Genomic DNA, 18834 nt, shown 5'->3' on the forward strand with positions numbered 1-18834 from the left:
CGGGCGGGCGGTACACGATGGACGGCAGGTGTGTCGCATCCGGATGCGACTTTCGGTGAACCCAGCGGAGGAATCATGGCGGACAGTCGCAAGGTCACGATCTCTGAAGCCGACTACTTGCGGATCCTGGTCCACGGCACCACCGCGTTCGAGTTGCTGCGCACCGCGCTGGAGTTCGAGCTGTTCGAGAAGCTCGACACCGCGGGCGGCCTGGACGTGGACGAGACGGCGGCGGCACTCGGCATCGAGCGGCAGCCGGCGCGGATCCTCCTGCTCGGGCTCGCCTCGTTGCTGCTGCTCGAGAAGAGCGGCGACAAGTACGTCAACAGCAAGATGGTCGAGCGCAAGCTCCTGCGCGAGGGCGAGCGGTTCCTCGGCCCGCTCGTCGACATCCAGGCGAAGATCATCAACGCCACGATGGTCGACTTCGCGGAAGCCCTGCGGCAGAACACGAACGTCGGCCTGCGCCGGCTCGAGGGCCCGGGCGACACGCTCTACGAGCGTCTCACCGCGACCCCGGACCTGCAGAAGGTGTTCTACGACAACATGGGCGACGCTTCGCGGCGGGCGTTCGAGCAGATCCTCGAGAAGTACGACTTCTCCCACATCCGCCACGCCATCGACATCGCCGGCGGCGACGGCGCCAACTCCGTGGAGCTGGCCAAGCGTTACCCCGAGCTCGAGGTGACGGTGATGGACCAGGAGAGCGTGACGCGCCTGGCCGCCGACCGGATCGAGGACCCGGCCGTCCGCAAGCGCGTGCACTTCCACCCGGGCGACATCCTCCACGACCGCTACCCCGAGGGCGCGGACGCGATCTTCGTGTTCCACATCTTCGAAATCTGGTCCCTGGAGCGCAACACCGCGCTGCTGCGCCGGTGCTACGACGCGCTGCCCGAGGGCGGGACGTGCCTGGTCTACAACTGGGTCAGCAACGAGGAGGGCACCGGGTCGATGGCCGCCGGGCTGGTCTCGCCCTACTTCCTCACGCTCGCCTCCGGCGAGGGCATGACCTACACCCCGGGTGACATGGAGCGCGCCGCGCTCGACGCCGGCTTCTCCCGCGTCGACCTGCACCAGGACATGGGCTTCAGCCACGCGCTCGTCGTCGCCCACAAGGACGCGCCAGGCCAGGTGGGTCGATGACCGAGCGGCTCGAGCAGTCCCGGGACACCCCGGAGCCGATCGCCATCGTCGGGATGGCCTGCCGCTTCGCGGGCGGCGTCGACTCTCCGGAGAAGTTCTGGCGCCTGCTCCGCGACGGCCGGGACGCCATCGGCGAGGTCCCGGAAGAGCGCTGGGCGTGGTACGCGCGGCAGAGCGGCGGGCACGCGGCCGCTCTGCGCGACGTCACCAAGTCCGGCGCCTTCCTGGACGACATCAAGGGTTTCGACGCGGACTTCTTCGACCTGACCCCGCGTGAAGCCGCGCTGATGGACCCGCAGCAGCGCATCGTGCTGGAACTGGCCTGGGAAGCGCTCGAGCACGCGGGCATCCCGCCGCGCTCGCTCGCCGGCACCGACACCGGCGTCTTCATGGGCGTCGGCGCCGACGACTACGGCCGCCGGCTCCTGGAGGACCTGCCGCGGATCGAGGCGTGGACCGGCATCGGCAGCTCGTTCTGCGCGGTGGCCAACCGGGTCTCCTACGCGCTGGACCTGCGCGGGCCGAGTGCCGTGGTCGACACGGCGTGCTCGTCGTCGCTGGTGTCGATCCACCTGGCGGCCCAGGCCCTGCGCGCCGGGGAGTGCCCGGTGGCGCTGGCCGGCGGCGTGCTGATCATGGCCGCGCCCGGCCTCTCGCTCGTCCTGGACGCGGCCGGGGCCACCTCCCCCGACGGGCGCTGCAAGTCGTTCGACGCCACCGCCGACGGCTACGGCCGCGGCGAGGGCGGCGGGATCGTCGTGCTCAAGCGGCTTTCCGACGCCGAGCGCGACGGTGACCACGTGCTCGCGGTGCTGCGCGGCAGCGCCGTGCACCAGGACGGCCGGACGAACGGCATCATGGCCCCCAGCGGCGACGCGCAGGCGCACCTGATGCGCCGCGCGTACGAGACCGCGGGGATCGACCCGGCGACCGTCGGCTACGTCGAGGCGCACGGCACCGGGACCCGCGCGGGCGACCCGCTCGAGGCCGCGGCGATGGCGTCGGTGTTCGGCAAGGGCCGTCCGGTCGACGAGCCCTGCCTGATCGGCTCGGTCAAGCCCAACATCGGCCACCTCGAGGCGGGAGCCGGCGTCGCCGGCGTCATCAAGGCCGTGCTGGCCCTGCAGCACGCCGAGATCCCGCCCAGCCTGAACTGCACCGAGCCCAACCCGGCCATCCCCTGGGAAGAAGCCCGCCTGCGCGTGGTGACCGGCAAGACCCCGTTCCCGGAGTCGGCCGGGCCGCGCCGGGCCGGGGTGTCCGGCTACGGCTACGGCGGCACGATCGCGCACGTCATCCTGGAGGAGTCCGGCGCCGAGGTCGCCCAGCCGTCCACAGTGGACTGCGGACCGGCCCTGTTCCCGTTGTCCGGCGCCAGTCCCGAAGCGCTGCGGAAGAACGCTGGCCGGCTCGTCGGCTGGCTGACCGGGCACCGCGACGTCGACCTGACCGACGTCGGGCACACCCTCGCCGTGCGCCGCCCGCACCTGCCGCACCGGGCCACGGTGTTCGCCGCGGACCGCACCGACCTGGTCAACCGCCTCGGCGAGGTGGCCGTCTCGGGTCCGGACTCGGTCGCCGGGCCGGCCGCGGCCGCCGGGGTCGTCTGGGTCTTCTCCGGCCACGGCTCGCAGTGGATCGGGATGGGCCGGGAGCTCCTGGACACCGATCCCGTCTTCACCGAGGTGTTCGACCGGCTGGAGCCGATCTTCACCGCCGAGCTCGGCGTGTCCCCGCGGGCCACCGTGCGGTCCGACGCGCGGCAGCCCGTCGACGTGATCCAGCCGATGATCTTCGCGATGCAGGTGGCCCTGGCCGAGACCTGGCGCGCGCGGGGCCTGCGCCCGGCCGCGGTGATCGGGCACTCGGTCGGCGAGATCGCCGCCGCGGTCACCGCCGGCGTGTTCTCCCTGGAGGACGGCGCGCGGCTGGCCTGCCGCCGCTCGGTGCTGCTGCGCCGGGTCGCGGGCCAGGGCGGCATGGTCATGGTGGCGCTGCCGCCCGAGGACGCCGAAACCCGGCTCGCCGGGCGCACCGACCTCGCGGTCGCGGTCGCCGCGGCGACGACGTCGACCGTGGTTTCCGGTGACGTCACCGCGATCCAGGAGTTCGCCGACCAGCTGCGGGCGGAGGGCACGGGCGGCCGGCTGGTCGACTCGGACGTCGCCTTCCACAGCGCGCACATGGACCCGCTGCTCGACGAGCTGGCCGCGGCCGTGGACGATCTCGAACCCCGGCCGGCCGGGCTCCCGCTCTACAGCACCGCGTTGACGGACCCGCGCGCGGAGACCGTGCGCGACGGCACGTACTGGGCCGGCAACCTGCGCAACCAGGTGCGGTTCGTCCAGGCGCTGACCGCCGCGCTGCAGGACGGCTACCGGCTGTTCCTCGAGGTGTCGCCGCACCCGGTGGTCGAGCACTCGATCAACGAGACGTTCGACGGGCTCGGCATCACCGACGGGTTCGCCACCCACACCCTGCGGCGGGCCAAGCCGGAACGCGAAACGATGCTGACCAACCTCGGCCAGCTCTACGGGAACGGCGCGGAGGTCGACTGGCGGGCCCTGTGGCCCGGCGGCGGCGTCGCCGACCTGCCGACGTACGCGTGGCAGCACAAGCCCCACTGGGCCGAGGAGCCCGAGGCGCCGACGTCGGTGGCCGAGCACCACGACGTCGCCGGCCACACGCTGCTCGGCGGGCGGACCGTCGTGCGCGGCACCACCCCCGCGCACGTGTGGGCGACCCGGCTCGACCGCGATTCGCGGCCCTACCCCGGCAGCCACCCGGTGCGGAACGTGGAGATCATCCCCGCGGCCGTCCTGCTGAACACCTTCGCCACGGCGGCGGCCTCCGTCGGCCCGTGGTCGGACCTGGCCGAGGTGTCGCTGCGCGTCCCGGTGAGCGTCACCAGCACGCGTGACCTGCAGGTGGTGCTGCAGGACGGGGCGATCCGGCTGTCCAGCAGGCTGAGCCGCAAGGGCGCGCCCGCCCAGAACGACACCGACGGCGCCGCCGGCGCCGACTCCGGCTGGGCCACCCACACCACGGCCACGATCGAGCCGCGCACCGCCGCGTCCGCCGAGGCACCCGCGGAGGCAGGAGAACGGCTCCCGGCCGGGTTCGTCATCGACCGGCTGGCGTCGCTCGGCGTCGCTGCCATGGGCTTCCCGTGGGTCGTCGAGGAAATCCACCGCGGTGAGGGCACGCTCGTGGCCACCGTGCGGGCCGAGCCCGAGCCCGGGACGCTGCGCAACACCTGGGCGTCCGTGCTCGACGCGGCCCTGTCGACCGCGTCGGTCGTGTTCACCGGGCCGCCGATCCTGCGCATGCCCGCGCACATCCAGCGGGTCTCGCTCGGCGACACCCCGCCCGCGCGGGCCACGATCACCGTGCGGCAGACCGGGGAGCTCACGGTCGACGTCGAGATCACCGATCCGGACGGCGTCCTGGCCGGGCGGCTGGCCGGGCTGCGCTACGGCGTGCTGGACGGCGCGCCGTCGGCCGACTCGGGCACCGGCGTCAACCCGCGCGAGCTGGTCCACCCGATCGGGTGGCAGCCCGCGGACCGGACCGAACCGGCGGAGCGCCGGGCGGCCGTGCTGGTCGGGCCGGACAGCGCGCTGATCGGCCGGCTCACCGAGCGGCTCGCCGGCGCGGCGGTGCCGTTCCGGGTCGTCGCCGGCCCGGAGGAGCTGACCGAGGACGAACTGTCCGGCGGGCACGACGTCCTCGTCGTGCCGGGCCGGGCCAGGCCGGGCACGACGGGTTCGGCGGCGGCCGAGACGTCGTGGCTGCTCGCGGCCACCGCCCAGCGGCTGGCCTCGGGCCAGGCCCGGTTGTGGTGCGTCACGCAGGGCGTGCGCCGTGGCGCGGACGAAGCCGCGCTCGCGCACGCCTCCGCGTGGGGCGTCGGCCGGATCATCGGCGGCGAGCACCCCGAGATCTGGGGCGGCGTCGTCGACGTGGGCGACTCGCCCGAGGACGTCCCGGCGCTGCTCGACGTGCTGACCACCGTCCGCGGCGAGGACGTCGTCGCGATCCAGGACGGCGAACCGCTGGTCCCCCGCCTGCTCGCCCTCGACGGTGAGCCGTCGGGGCGCCTGCGCGGCTGCCAGCCGGACGGCACCTACCTGGTCACCGGCGGGCTCGGCGTGCTCGGCCTGCGGGTCGCGCAGTGGCTGGCCGACCGGGGAGCGCGGCGCATCGTGCTCGCCGGCCGCCACGGGCTGCCGCCCCGGGACACCTGGGACACCGAGACCGACCCGGAGACGGTGGCGCGGCTCGAAGCCGTGCGCTCGCTGGAGCGGCTCGGGGTCACCGTCGTCGCGGTCGCGGTGGACATCGCCGACCACGACGAGGCCGCCCGCCTGCTCTCGCCCGCCGCGCTCGGGCTGCCGCCGTTCCGCGGTGTCGTGCACGCGGCCGGGGTGCTGGACAACCGCGCGCTGCGCACCCTCGACGAGGAGTCGCTGCGCACGGTGCTGCGTCCCAAGGTGGCGGGCGGGCTGACCCTGCACAAGCTGTTCCCGCCGGGCAGCGTGGACTTCTTCGCGCTGTTCTCCTCCAGCGGCTACCTGCTCGGGCTGCCGGGCCAGGCCAGCTACGCGGCGGCCAACGCGTTCCTCGACGCGCTCGCCGCGCACCGGCGCGCCGCCGGTGACCGCGGGACGACCAGCTTCGGCTGGACGTCGTGGCGTGGCCTCGGGATGTCCACCTCGTCGGCGATCATCGACGTCGAGCTGGCCGCCCGCGGCACCGCGGACATCGCCCTCGCCGACGCGTTCGCCGCGTGGGAGGTGGTCGAGCAGCACGACCTCGGGTACGCGGCCGTGCTGCGGACGGTCCCGCTGGGGCCGGGCGACCTCCGCCTGCCCGTGCTCTCGGCGCTGCCCGAGGACGCGGCGCAGGACGCCGGCGGCGAGCAGGAGCAGGACGAGCCGTGGGCCGGGCTGACCGGGCCGGAGCTGGTGGCCGTGCTGACCGCGGAGATCCGCGCCCAGGTGTCGGCGGAGACGCAGCTGCCGGCCGCCGAGGTGGACCCGCGGCGCCCGCTGGTCGAGATGGGCCTGGACTCGGTGATGACCGTGCGGATCCGGCGCGGTCTCGAGCGGCGCTTCGGCCTGCAGCTGCCGTCGACCCTCTTCTGGGACCGGCCGACCGTCGAAGCGGTCGTCGAGCTGCTCGCCGAGCGGCTCACCCCGGAGGAACTGGAGCAGGCGGCGTGAGCGACGACATCCTCGAGCGGGTGGTGCCGTGGCCCGCCGACCTGGCCCACGCGTACCGCGCGGCCGGCTGCTGGCGCGGCCGCCCGCTCGGGTCGTACCTGTGGGACTGGGCCCGGCGCCGTCCGGACCGGGTGGCCATTGTGGACGGTGAGGTCCGGCTGACCTACCGCGAACTGGCCGAGCACGCCGACGGCCTGGCCGCCGGGCTCGCGGCGAGCGGGCTGGGCCGCGGCGACACGGTCCTCGTGCAGCTGCCGAACCAGTGGGAGTTCGTGGTCGTCACGCTCGCCTGCTTCCGGCTGGGGGTGGCGCCGGTGATGATGCTGCCGCCGCACCGCGAGCACGAGCTGGCCTCGATCGGCGCGCACGTGCGGGCGAAGGCCCTGATCGTGCCGGACACCCTGAAGGGCTACGACCACCAGGACCTCGCGGAGCGGGTCGCGGCGACGCTGCCCGGCCCGGTGCGGGTGCTGGTGGTCGGCGACGAGGTGCGGGCGGGCAACGTCGACGTCCGGGGCCTGATCAAGCAGTCCGGTGATCCGGAGGCGCGCCGGCTGTGGCTGGACGAGCACGCGCCGTCCGCCTCCGACGTCGCGGTGTTCCTGCTTTCGGGCGGGACGACGGGCGTGCCCAAGGTGATCGGCCGCACCCACGACGACTACGAGTACAACATCCGCCGGTGCGCGGCCGCGTGCGGGTTCGACCCGGACACCGTCTACCTGACGGTGCTCCCGGCCGGGCACAACTTCCCGCTCGCCAACCCGGGCATCCTGGGCGCGCTGCACGCCGGCGGCCGGGCCGTCCTGCTGCCGTCCCCGCGCCCGGAGCCGGTGTTCGAGGCGATCGAGGAGGAGGGCGTCACCGTCACCTCGGCCGTCCCGGCGGTCGTGCTCAAGTGGATGGAAGCGGCGGCGGCGAGCACCCGGGACCTCCGCACCCTGCGGCACGTGCACGTCGGGGGGTCGGTGCTCGCGCCGGAGGTCGCCGCCCGCATCGGGCCGGCGCTGGGCTGCCGGGTGCAGCAGGTGTACGGGATGGCGGAGGGCCTGGTCTGCTACACGGCCCCGGACGCCGCCGACGAGGAGGCGCACGGCACGCAGGGACGGCCGATCAGCCCGTTCGACGAGCTGCTCCTGGTCGACCCGGACGGCGAGCCGGTGGCCCCCGGCGAGGTGGGCGAACTGCTCACCCGCGGCCCGTACACCCCGCGCGGCTACTTCGGCGTGCCGGAGGTCAACCGGCAGACCTTCACCCCGGACGGCTGGTTCCGCACGGGCGACCTGGTGCGCGTCACCCCGGCGGGCAACGTCGTCGTGTGCGGCCGCGTCAAGGACCTCATCAACCGCGGCGGCGAGAAGATCTCCGCCGCCGAGGTCGAAACCCTGGCCCAGGAGCTGCCGGCGGTGGCGGAAGCCGCCGCGGTGGCCATGCCGGACCCGGCGCTGGGCGAGCGGGTCTGCCTGTTCGCCCGCCTGCACGAGGGCCACACCCTGACCCTCGAGGAACTGTGCGCCACGCTCACGGCCCGCGGCCTGGCCGCGTTCAAGCTGCCGGAGCGCCTGGTGGTGCTGGACGCCTTCCCGCACACCGCGGTCGGCAAGGCGGACAAGAAGGTCCTGCGCACAATGGTGTGAGGCAGGAAGATACGGGCCCGGCGTGTGGTGGCGCCGGGCCCGTTATTCCTGTTGCGCACCTTGACCTGCGTCGCCTGATCGCCTGGTCGAATCGATGACCGCGGCGCACCAGCGAATCCGTTGCGCCACAACGGTCCTTGAGCTGCGCAATGGGGTGCGGCGATGGACCGCGAGAACGCCGGGCAGAGCCTTGAGCTGCTCGACCAGCGAGCAGGCCCCGGGTCACCGAGGGCAAGGGACCGAACTCCGCGCCGGCGCGCAACGACAACTGTGGCGCACCGGCTGAAACCGGTGCGCCACAGCAGGTCGAGCGCCAGCGGGTGCGACGTGCGGGCGGTGAAAGTCCGAGCTTCGGGGCGGTTCCGGCCGCCTGCCGAACGACCACTGCGGCGCCCGGCCGAAACCGGTGCGCCGCAGCAGGTCAAACGCCAGCGGGTGCGACGTGCGGCGGTGAAAGCCGCAAGCTTCGGGGCGGTTTCAGCAGGCGCCCTGCCAAACGACGGCCGCGGCGCACCGGCCGAAGCCGGGGCGCCGCAGCCGTTCCAACCTCAGCGGGTGCGGTGGTGCGCCGCGAGGACCTCCAGCGTCGGGACGATGTCGTTCGGCCCGGGCGTTGCCAGCCACTCGTCGTGCAGGGCTCGGGCGCCCTCGCGGTAGGAGGGGTTCTCCACCACCTGCTGGACCAGCTTGCGGATCTCCTCGACCGTCTGGGTCTTGTGGTTCAGCCGCTCGCCCGCGCCCCGGTCGATGACGAAGTTGGACACCCAGGTGGCCTCCACCTTCTTGTCCGGCATCGCGTATTCGACACTGCCGTCCTCCGCGACGGTGACCACGACGCGGGCCGCCTCACCGGTGTCGAAGATCAGCTGCGGCACCGCGGCCCCGGTCGCCGCGGCGAGCGTGCCGATCCCGCCGTGGTAAACGACCGCGGAGCAGGTCGCCAGCAGCTGGGGCAGCGGGAGGTAGTGCACGGCCCGCACGTTCGCGGGCAGCGGCGGGAGGCCGGCCAGCTGGCCTTCGCTCAGCGTCGCGACCACCTCGATGTCGAGCTCGGCCACCGCCTCCATCAGCATGGACAGCCGGCTCACCTCGGGGTTCATGTCGAAGGTGAGCGCGTTCTCCCCCCGCTCGGCCTCGTCCCGCACGTGCGAGCCGGTGAACGCCTGCCGGGTCGACACCCCGAGCGAGACCGCGACCCGGGGCCGCTCCGGCTTGGTGTAGAGCCAGCCGGGCAGCTCGGCCGAGCCGGCGAACGGCACGTAGCGGACCGGGACCGTTTTGGCGCTCGTCGGCATCCGCAGGCCGGGCGACACCGCGTCCAGCGAAAAGTGCCCGTACAGCAGGTCGTCGCCCATCTCGACGCCCAGCCGCTCCGCCACCGGCGCGATCATCGACCCCAGCGGGTTCTCCTCGAGACCGGCGTCGAGCACCTGCTGCCGGTAGGCGGCGAGCCGGTCGAGGCTCCACGCGTAGATGTCCGGGCCGAGCAGGAACCGGGCCTGCGCCGCGCCGCACGCCTTCGCCGCGATGGCGGCGATCGGGAACGTCGGGTCGTAGATCACCAGGTCCGGCTGCCACGTGCGGGCGAACGCCACGAGATCGGCGGCTTCCTGCCGGTCTTCGCGCAGGTAGTCGCCGCACGGCAGCAGCATGTACTGGAAGAACACGTCCCACGCGTCCCGCTCGTGCGGCTCGATGGCGAGCGCCCTCGCGTAGCGGTCGATCTCGTCGGTTCCGCTCGGCAGCCCGGCGTCCTCCAGGAAGCGGGCCTCGATCGCGTCCGGGTCACCGAGCGGCACCGGAATCAGGCCGGCGGCCGAGATCGTCTGCGAGAGGCCGTGGAAGGACGCGACGCGCACGTCGTGCCCCGCGCTCTGCAGCCCCCACGCGGTCGTTACGAGCGGTAGCAGGTGCGCGTGCGCCGGGTAGCAGGCAAACAGGACGCGCATGGGAATCTCCTTCTGGTGGCGGGTTTGCCCGGCTCGCCGGGGGCAGGCTCCATCTCAGCGCCCGCCCGCGGCGCGGCGCATCTCCGCCAGTGCGGGTTCACTTCACCGGCGGGCGGTGAGCAGGGCGGACAGGGCATCGGCGAACTCCCCCGGCTGGGTCACGAACCCGACGTGCCCACCGGGGAAGTGCGTGATCGGGACGCCGATGCGGGCCGAGAGCACCCGGTTCGGCTGGTACGGGAAGTCGTCGCGCGAGGTGTCGCCGCCGCCGAGGACGAGCTGGCCGGCGACCGCCCGCAGCGCTTCGACGTCCGGGACGACCGCCGGGTAGTCGCGCACCTCCCGTTCGAACCACTGCGTGTGGTTCGACCGGATGCGCGCCAGCATGTCGGCCAGCTCGTCCGGCGGGAGCTGCGCGTCGTCCGGGGGTTTCGTCGTGCCCCGCATGCCCATCCGCTCGCGGAAGATCCCCATCGCGACCACCGGGCCGGCGTCCTGGTAGGTCGCGTAGAGGTTCGCGTAGAAGGCCAGCCACTCCTCGGCGTCCGGCAGCACCGAGGCCAGCGGCGGCTCGTGCACGACCGACGTGCCGACGCACCGGGGGTGCCGCGCGAGCAGCTCCAGGGCCACGATCGCGCCGGAGCTGCCGCCCAGCACGTCCGCCCGGCCGCCCGCCACGTGCTCGATGAGGGCGCGCGCGTCCTCGACGTCGGCTCCGACCCGGTCCGTCCCGTCGTCGGGCGCGTCGAGCGGGCTGCGCGAATAGGCCCGCTTGTCGTAGGTGATCACGGTGTGCCGGTCGGCGATGGCCTCCGCCAGCGGGGTGTACGGGCCGCCGTCACCGTTGCCGGTCGGGATCAGCAGCAGCGCCGGGCCCGTGCCGCGGACCTCGAAGTACAGGCTCGCGCCCGGCACGCGCACCCGGTCACACGTCGCACTCAACCGTCGCCCCCATCGTGGATGTTCCGGTGGTCCCCACGAGTGTCCCCGGCGGGCGCCTCACGCCGCATCTCCTCGTGAGCCCAGTCCGAACCCCCACAGTGTCCACTTCGGACGGTCAGGGCAGGTCGGTGACCCGCTGCACCGGCCACCGCCGGGTCACCACCACCAGCACCGCCGCTTCCCCGTCGCCGCCGCGGATCGTCGCCGCCGTCATCCGGGCGAAGGCCAGCACCGAACCCGGGCCGAACCGGGCGGTGGCGCCGTCCGGGGTCGTCACGTCGAGGACCCCGCGCTCGACCACGATCAGCCCGTCCGGCCACTCCGCACCGTCGAGGACGCGCGGCGGGTCCGGCGGGACGAGGACCTCCTCGCGGCAGAAGCTCCCCGGCAGCGTCCCGTCGAGCAGGGGAAGCGGGGTGTGCTCATCGTCCGGCATCTCTGGCGCCCACTGACAACAACGGCGGCAGGCCGAAGGCGGGGAACACGTCCGGCTGGAACGTGGTGATCTCCGCGACCCGGCCGTCCGCGACGCGCAGCACGTCGAGCGAGTGCGCGCGGAACTCCTCGTCCCCGGGCCGGCACACGTACTTCGCGCACGCGGGCTGCCGGTTGGCCCGGGTCGGCACCAGCCGGAACTCGCCGTACCGGCCTTCGCCGAGCGTCTCACCGGCGAACGCCACGATGGTCTCCCGGCCGTCGTAGAGCACCGGGAGCGGCGGCATCGTCAGCCGCGCGTCGGCGCAGAGCAGCTCGGTGATCGCGTCCAGGTCGACCTTCTCGTGGGCAGCCATGTACTGCTGCAGCAGCGCGCGTTCCGCCTCGGTCGGGTCGGTGTCCGGCGCCCACTCCATGCGCCGCGGCGGCAGGTGCTCCTTGAGCGCGGCGCGGGCCCGCTGCAGCCCGCTGTTGGCCGACGGGACGGACATCCCCAGCAGCTCGGCGGTGTCCTTGGCCGGCCAGCCCAGCACGTCGCGCATCACCAGCACGGCGCGCTGCCGCGGCGGCAGGTACTGGATGGCGGTGAGGAACGCCAGCTCGATCGTCTCCTTGTCGACCACGGCCGCCTGCGGGTCGCCCTCGCTCGAGCTCACGGCGTCCAGCAGCCGGTCGGGCACCGGCTGGAGCCACGGCAGCTCGCTCGGCGACGTCGCCGCCTCGGCGCCGGGACCGAGGTCGTGCGGCACCGGCTGGCGCGCGCGCCGGTCGAGGTGGTCGAGGCACGCGTTGGTCGCGATGCGGTACAGCCAGGAGCGGAACGCCGAGCGGCGCTCGAACGTCGTCCGCTTGTTCCACGCCCGGAGGAACGTCTCCTGCACCATGTCCTCGGCGTCGTCGAACGAGCCGAGCATCCGGTAGCAGTGCACCTGCAGGGCCGCCCGGTAGCGTTCGACGAACCCGCCGAAGGCCTCACGGTCGCCCGCCAGGGCGGCGGCGACCAGGGTGTGGTCCTCCTCGTCCAGCCGAGTTCCCGGTGTGCTCATGAAATCCTCCGTGCTCGAACCAGGTGAACGACTTGGGCGGCGCCTGCACGACGATACGTCGCCCGGGACCGCAATTCGGCCGTCATCCCCCGTGCGGAGCGGTTTCCGCACCGACTGAGCACGTTCGGAGAACGGGCCCCCAGGCGGTCGTCCTGCCGACGGCGGCGGCGGCAGGACGACCGCGTCCGCGCCCCTCAGCGCTTGAACCGGCTCGCCAGGTCCGCGGTGCGCCCGCGGCGGCCCCAGGCGATGACGGCCGCGACCACGAACAGCACGACGGTGATCGCGGTGTTCGTGTGCAGGACGAAGACGTTCGTGATCGTCGCGCCGATCGACAGCGCCGCCAGGCCGAGCCCGGCCAGGCCGCTCAGCACCGGGATCAGCAGGCCCACCGCGCCCGCCAGCTCCAGCAGGCCGGTCACCACCCGGAACCACTGGCCGGCGCCGATTTCGGCGAACATGTCGACCATCTGCGGGTTGCCGGTCACCTTGGCGATGCCGGCCAGGACGAACTCGGCCGCCACGGCGACCTGCAGCACCCACAGCACGATGTTCCACGCCTTGCGCGGACGCTGGGCCGTCTCGGCCGGGGCCTGGCGCGTGGCGAGCTTCTGTTCGGTCATCGTGGTCTCCTCGTATCCGTCGTCCGGCGTGTTTCGCCAGCCTCTACCCAGTACGACGGCCGGGATGGGAAAAAATCATCGGTGATCGCGCCGGAAACTTCGGAAGATCCGTCCGGCGGGACGAAATGCCTGGTCAGCGGCCTGACCCGGCGGCAAAAAAGGGCCGTCACCGGATTCCTCCGGTGACGGCCCCGCGTGCTTTCGTGCCTCAGATCACCTCGACCTCGGGCACGTAGCGGATCCACTTCCCCCCGCCGTCGCGGAACGCCTGCTCCTTCGCCATGATCTCCTCGGCGTGGTTCCAGGCGAACAGCAGCGCGTAGTCCGGGTACGGGTCGGCGAAGTCGGCGGGCGGCCGGACCGGCAGGTGCGAGCCGGGCAGCAGGCGGCCCTGCTTGCCGGGTGTCGAGTCGCAGACGAACGGCACCAGCTCGGTGTCGATGCCGCAGTAGGTGGTGACCGTCGAGCTCTTGCCGGGGGCGCCGTAGCCGACGATCGTCTTGCCGTCCGCGCGCAGCTGGCGCAGCAGCGCGACCAGGTCGTCGCGGATGCGCGCGACGTTGCGGCCGAACTCCGCGAGGGTGGCCGGCTCGTTGAGCTTGCTCGACTCCTCCTCGGCCAGCAGCTCGGCCAGCCGCGCCGACGGCACCCGCGCGCCCGGCCGGGCGATCGTGTAGCGCACTTCGCCGCCGTGCATGGCGATGCGCTCCGCGTCGACCAGCTCGAACCCGAACTTCTTCGCCATCGCCTGCACCGACGCGGCGCTGAAGTAGTAGACGTGCTCGTCGTAGATCTGGTCGAACGCCATGCCGTTGACGATCGTGGCGAGGTAGGGCTCCTCGAACACGAACACCCCGCCCGGCGTGAGCAGCGTCTCCAGGCCGCGGAACACCGAGTCGATGTGCGCGATGTGGCAGATGGTGTTGGCGCCGAAGACGACGTCGGCCGGGCCGTGCTCGGCGTGCACCCGGGCCGCGCAGTCCTCGTCGAAGAACGCGGACAGCACCTGGATGCCCTTCTCCCGCGCGATGTCCGCGACGTTGCCGGACGGCTCGACGCCGAGGTGGCGGACACCGGCGGCGGCGATGGTGCCGAGCATGACGCCGTCGTTGCAGCCGATCTCGACGATGAACGGGTCCGGGCCGGTCAGCTCCGCCTCGAGGAAGTGCCGCGCGTCGGCCGCGAAGTGCTCGCGGTGGCTCACCGAGCCGGACGCGTGGTAGCGGTAGCCCGCGTGGTAGCGGAACTCCTGCGGCACCACGGTGACCAGCTGCACCAGGCCGCAGCCCTCGCAGGCGCCGACCGCGAGCCGGAACCGGAACTCCGCGGACACCTCCTCGGGCAGCAGGAAGCCGTTGGCCGTCGGCTGGTCGCCCAGGTCGACGAATTCGCTCACCGCGCCGTCGCACACCCGGCAAGTGGTAGTTTCCATAACTCCCTCACTGTCCTGTCGCGACCGCCCGGCGGCCGTCACACGGCTCCGTTGTCGGACAGGTTGAGCCACCAGTCGCTCGCCCGTGCCCACTCGATGGTCTTGATCAACCCGTCCCGCAACGACGTTTCCGGCCGCCAGTCGAGGATCCGGCCCGCCTTGGCGTTGTCCGGCACGCGCCGCATCAGGTCCTCGTAGGACGCTCCGAGCTTCTCCGCGGTGTCGACGTCCACAATGGACTCGACACCGGTCAGCTCGCCGATGAGCCGCACGACCTCGCCCACGGTGGTCTCGACCATGCTGCCGATGTTGAACGCCTCGCCGAGGGCACCCGGGTGCTCCGCGGCGCGCAGCGTGCCTTCCACCGCGTCGTCGATGAACGTGAAGCAGCGGGTCTGGAGGCCCTTGTCGTAGACCACGAGCGGCTTCCCGTTCAGCGCGCGGTGGACCGACCGGCTGACGACGTAGGCCGGGCGCTGGCGGGGGCCGTACACGTTGAAGTAGCGCACGATCGTCGCTTCGAGCCCGTGCTGGCGCGCAAAAGCGAAGGTCAGGTGCTCGGCCAGCGCCTTGCTCGAGGAGTAGGACCACCGGTCGGACGCGGTGGAGCCGAGCACCCGGTCGCCGTCCTCGGGCCACGGCACCGCCGGGTTCTTGCCGAACACCTCGCTCGTCGAGCTGAGCACGACCTTGGCGCCGGCGCGGTGCGCGACCTCCAGCACGTTGCGGGTGCCGGTGAAGTTGATGTCGACGACGTCGAGGGGACGCGAGAGGTACTGGTCCACCCCCACCACGGCGGCGAGGTGGAACACGACGTCGGCACCGGCCGCGGCCCGGCCGAGCGCGGTGACGTCCCGGAGGTCGCCTTCGACGACCCGGACCCGGTCGCCGGCCGCCTCGCGCGGCGCGACCGCGTCGAAGACGGTGACCTCGTCGCCGCGGTCCAGGAGGCGCTCGACGAGGTGGTGGCCGATGAACCCGGCGCCGCCGGTGACCAGGACCCGTCGTGACACACGACCCGCCATCAGCTCGCCTCCGCCCACTCGACGCCGCCTTCGGGTTTGCGGAGCGCGCTGCCGCGGCCGACGCCCCGGTAGGCGTAGCCGGCGGCGGTCAGCTCGGCGATCCGCTCCTTCGAGTAGTAGGCGCGCCCGTCGAGCAGCACGCACGGCTTCGCCACCGGCAGGGCCGCGAAGTCGATGCTCTCGAAGTCGCGGTGCAGGGCGAGCACCGCGATGCAGTCGGCGTCGCGGACCGTCTCCTCCACCGTCGCCGACGGGGCGATCCCGAAGATCGGCTCGACCTGCTTCGCCTCGACGAGCGGGTCGTACACGCGCACGGTCGCGCCCGCCTTCCGCAGCGCCTTCACCGTCGCCGCCGTCGGGGTCGCCCGCAGGTCGCCGGTGTTGTTCTTGAACGCCAGGCCGAGCACGCCGACGACGGACCGGGCCGGATCCTTGCCCTGGCGGACCAGCTCGTCGATCGCGAGCTGGGCGGTGTACTCCGGCATCCCGGCGTTGACCTCGCGGCCGGTGGCCGCGGTCCGGATGTCGACCCCGTGCTCCTGGGCGGACTTCCACACCATCCACGGGTCCTTGGTCAGGCACGAGCCGCCGACGCCGACGCTCGGCAGCAGGATGTTGACGTTGCCGGTGCCCTTGGGGATGGTGTTGGCCGCGGACACGACGTCGAGGACGTCGACGCCGTAGATCGCGCAGAACTTGGCGAGCTCGTTGGCCAGCGCGATGTTCAGGTCGATCCACCAGTTGCTCGCCAGCTTGATGATCTCCGCCGCCTCCAGCGAGTCGCGCCGGATCACCTCGACGCCCAGGCCGCGCCGCCAGAACTCGACGGCGTCGCGCACGCAGGCCTCGCTGTACCCGCCCGCGACGATCGGGAACGCGCGCAGCTCGGCGAGTGCGGTGCCCTCGGCCAGCCGCTCCGGGGTGAACGCGAGGCTGAAGTCGGCGCCGCCGCGCAGGCCGCTCTGCTCCAGCTCGGGGAGCACGACCTCGCGGGTCGTGCCGGGCGGGACGGTGCTCTTGAGCACCACGAGCTGCCCGCGCCGCAGGTGCTTGCGCAGTTCACGGCAGGCGCCGATCAGCTGCTCCGAGGACAGCGAGCCGTCGTCGCGGACCGGCGTGCCGACGCAGATCAGGATCACGTCCGCCGCGGCGGTCTCCGCGAAGTCGGTGGTGACCCGCAGTTTCCCCGCCTCCATGGTGCGGAACACCATGTCGGGCAGGCCCGCTTCCTCGATCCGGAAGTAGCCCCAGGAGAGTTCCTCGATCAGCTGGGGGTCGCTGTCGATCGCGACGACGTCGAACCCGCGGTCCGCGAGCGTCGCGGCCACACACGAGCCGACGTAGCCGAAGCCGATCACGGCCACCGTGATCGGCTCGTTCTCGGACAGGAATCGCATCCGCGTCTCCAATCGATGTCGCGGTCGGCGCCGCCGGCCGCCTGTGTCCCAGGGTCACCGACGGCCACGGCGGCGGACCACTTCTCCCTTGCCCCGCGCGGAACAGAGCACACCGGGAGGGGGGCGCCCACACCCGCACTCCAGGAGAGGCCCTCCGGGCAGGCGCGGTGGGAGTGTCGGAGACCAGTGTCCGGTCGGTAGGGGAGCCCATGAACGACCTCATCAACGTGATGCAACCCTGTCTCGGCGAACGCGAACTCGCCGCGGTGCGGGAAGTCTTCGAGAGCAACTGGATCGGCCGAGGCAAGCGCACCGCCGAGTTCGAGGCGCGCTTCGCCGAGCACATCGGTGTCGGCCGGGAGCACGTCGTGTCGGTCAACTCGTGCACCGAGGCCACGTTCATCGCCATGGACCTGCTCGGCGTGGGCCCCGGCGACGAGGTCGTCCTGCCCTCCATCAGCTTCGTCGGCGCCGCCAACGCGATCGCCTCGCGCGGCGCGCGGCCGGTGTTCTGCGACGTGGACGCGCACACGCTCAACCCGCGGGTGTCCGACATCGAGGCCGCGCTGACCCCGCGCACCAAGGCGGTCATCGTCCTGCACTACGGCGGCCACCCCGGTGACGTCGTCGCGATCGCCGCGCTGTGCCGGGACCGGGGCGTCAAGCTCATCGAGGACGCCGCCATCGCCGTCGATTCGCAAGTGGACGGTCAGGCGTGCGGCACGTTCGGCGACATCGCCATGTGGAGCTTCGACCACGGCAAGATCGTGGTGACCGTCGACGGCGGCATGCTCTACGTCCGCGACCCCGAGCTGGCGGCGCGCGCGCCCAAGGTGGCCTACCTGGGCATGGAGCAGCGCAGCGGCTTCGACCAGGCCATGCGCGCCAGCACCCGCTGGTGGGACTTCGACGTCACGTCGTTCTCCCGCCGCTCGACCACCAACGACGTGCTCAGCGCGATCGGCATCGTCCAGCTCGAGCGGCTGCCGGAGTTCATCGCCCGCCGGGCCGAGGTCGCGGCGAGCTACGACGAGGGCTTCGCCGGCCTGGCCGGCCTGCGCCGCCCGCCCGTGCTGCCCGCGGGGCACCGGACGTCGCACTACATGTACTGGGTGCAGCTCGACCCGGAGCTGCGCGACGTCGTCGCCCGCGACCTCTACGCCCGCGGCGTCTACACGACGTTCCGGTACCCGCCGCTGCACGAGGTGCCCTCCTACGGCTGGACCACCCCGCTGCCGAACACCGAAGCGGCCGCGGCCGGCACCCTGCTGCTGCCGATGCACCAGGGCCTGAGCGACGACGACGTGCGCCGCGTGGTCGACTCCGTGCGCGAGTGCGTCACGGCCCGGACCCTCGGCCAGGCGGCGTAGATGGGCGAAGTCGGCGACCCGCCGATCCGCCGGCTGTCCACGCGCCTGGTGTACCGCAACGCCTGGCTCGCGGTGCACGAGGACCGCATCGAGCGCCAGGACGGCTCGGAGGGCATCTACTCGGTCATCGAGCGGCCCGACTTCGCGCTGGTCATGGCGACCGAGAACGACGGGTTCCACCTGGTCGACCAGTACCGCTACCCGGTGCGCGGGCGCTACTGGGAGTTCCCGCAGGGGTGCTTCCCGGACTGGGGCACCGGGACGCAGGAGGAGCTCGCCCGCGCCGAGCTGGCCGAGGAGACGGGCCTGCGCGCCGGCACGCTGCGCCACCTGGGCCACATGCTGGCCTGGCACGGCGCGAGCCCGCAGGCCTGTGACGTCTTCGTGGCCACGGACCTGACCCCGGGCCCGCCCGACCGCGAACCGTCCGAACAGGACATGCGGCACCGCTGGGTGACCAGGGGCGAGTTCGAGCGCATGATCCGCGACGGCGAGATCAAGGACAACTCGACGATCGCCGCCTACGGCCTGTACCTGCTCGCGGAGCGCGGTTCGGGCTGAGCGCCGGCGCGGACACCGGCACAGGGGGGAAGGGCGCATCCGCCCTTCC

The 18834-nt window shown here is 72.9% G+C and carries 13 protein-coding genes; 5 read left to right on the forward strand and 8 right to left on the reverse strand.

Annotated features, from left to right (window positions below; translation table 11 throughout):
• The first annotated feature begins 75 nt into the window (after window positions 1–75).
• The 3 genes from VA596_RS45865 to VA596_RS45875 are packed head-to-tail and all read left to right on the forward strand — an operon-like array spanning window position 76 to window position 8005.
• Window positions 76–1146 carry a methyltransferase gene (locus tag VA596_RS45865; protein ID WP_323336519.1) on the forward strand — a complete coding sequence of 357 codons (1071 nt, stop codon included), beginning with the start codon at window positions 76–78 and terminating at the stop codon, window positions 1144–1146.
• Window positions 1143–6371, forward strand: a complete 5229-nt coding sequence (locus VA596_RS45870; RefSeq protein WP_323336521.1) for a type I polyketide synthase — start codon at window positions 1143–1145, stop codon at window positions 6369–6371. The genes VA596_RS45865 and VA596_RS45870 overlap by 4 nt, the downstream gene beginning before the upstream one ends.
• Window positions 6368–8005, forward strand: a complete 1638-nt coding sequence (locus VA596_RS45875; RefSeq protein ID WP_323336523.1) for a (2,3-dihydroxybenzoyl)adenylate synthase — start codon at window positions 6368–6370, stop codon at window positions 8003–8005. Before VA596_RS45870 ends, VA596_RS45875 begins: the two co-directional genes overlap by 4 nt.
• Before the next feature lie 548 nt (window positions 8006–8553).
• Here VA596_RS45875 and VA596_RS45880 read toward each other — a convergent pair.
• The 8 genes from VA596_RS45880 to VA596_RS45915 all read right to left on the reverse strand — a co-directional run bounded on the left by VA596_RS45880 (window position 8554) and on the right by VA596_RS45915 (window position 16854).
• Window positions 8554–9954, reverse strand: coding sequence for a nucleotide disphospho-sugar-binding domain-containing protein (locus VA596_RS45880; protein WP_323336525.1), 1401 nt, complete (start codon window positions 9952–9954; stop codon window positions 8554–8556).
• A 102-nt stretch (window positions 9955–10056) separates the two neighbouring features.
• The gene (locus VA596_RS45885; RefSeq protein ID WP_323336527.1) at window positions 10057–10896 is read right to left on the reverse strand and encodes an alpha/beta fold hydrolase; all 840 of its coding nucleotides are present in this window, start codon (window positions 10894–10896) and stop codon (window positions 10057–10059) included.
• A 115-nt stretch (window positions 10897–11011) separates the two neighbouring features.
• Window positions 11012–11332, reverse strand: a complete 321-nt coding sequence (locus VA596_RS45890; protein WP_323336529.1) for a hypothetical protein — start codon at window positions 11330–11332, stop codon at window positions 11012–11014.
• Window positions 11319–12377, reverse strand: a complete 1059-nt coding sequence (locus tag VA596_RS45895; protein WP_323336531.1) for a sigma-70 family RNA polymerase sigma factor — start codon at window positions 12375–12377, stop codon at window positions 11319–11321. The genes VA596_RS45890 and VA596_RS45895 overlap by 14 nt, the downstream gene beginning before the upstream one ends.
• 194 nt (window positions 12378–12571) lie before the next feature.
• Window positions 12572–13000, reverse strand: coding sequence for a DoxX family protein (locus tag VA596_RS45900; RefSeq protein WP_323336533.1), 429 nt, complete (start codon window positions 12998–13000; stop codon window positions 12572–12574).
• A gap of 208 nt (window positions 13001–13208) precedes the next feature.
• Window positions 13209–14432: a class I SAM-dependent methyltransferase gene (locus VA596_RS45905; protein WP_323336535.1), complete on the reverse strand. Its 1224-nt coding sequence runs from the start codon at window positions 14430–14432 to the stop codon at window positions 13209–13211.
• A gap of 38 nt (window positions 14433–14470) precedes the next feature.
• On the reverse strand, window positions 14471–15445 hold the full coding sequence (locus VA596_RS45910; protein WP_323336537.1) for an NAD-dependent epimerase/dehydratase family protein: 975 nt from the start codon (window positions 15443–15445) through the stop codon (window positions 14471–14473).
• Window positions 15446–15456: 11 nt separating this feature from the next.
• Window positions 15457–16854, reverse strand: coding sequence for a nucleotide sugar dehydrogenase (locus VA596_RS45915; protein WP_323336539.1), 1398 nt, complete (start codon window positions 16852–16854; stop codon window positions 15457–15459).
• A 209-nt stretch (window positions 16855–17063) separates the two neighbouring features.
• On the opposite strand from VA596_RS45915, the gene VA596_RS45920 reads away from it, so the two are divergent.
• Both VA596_RS45920 and VA596_RS45925 read left to right on the forward strand, forming a co-directional pair.
• The gene (locus tag VA596_RS45920; protein WP_323336541.1) at window positions 17064–18224 is read left to right on the forward strand and encodes a DegT/DnrJ/EryC1/StrS family aminotransferase; all 1161 of its coding nucleotides are present in this window, start codon (window positions 17064–17066) and stop codon (window positions 18222–18224) included.
• Entirely contained in the window at window positions 18225–18785 is a 561-nt protein-coding gene (locus VA596_RS45925) for an NUDIX hydrolase (RefSeq protein WP_323336543.1), read from the forward strand.
• The last annotated feature ends 49 nt before the right edge of the window (window positions 18786–18834 follow it).

Source organism: Amycolatopsis heterodermiae (genome assembly GCF_034929455.1).
GTDB classification, from domain to species: domain Bacteria; phylum Actinomycetota; class Actinomycetes; order Mycobacteriales; family Pseudonocardiaceae; genus Amycolatopsis; species Amycolatopsis heterodermiae.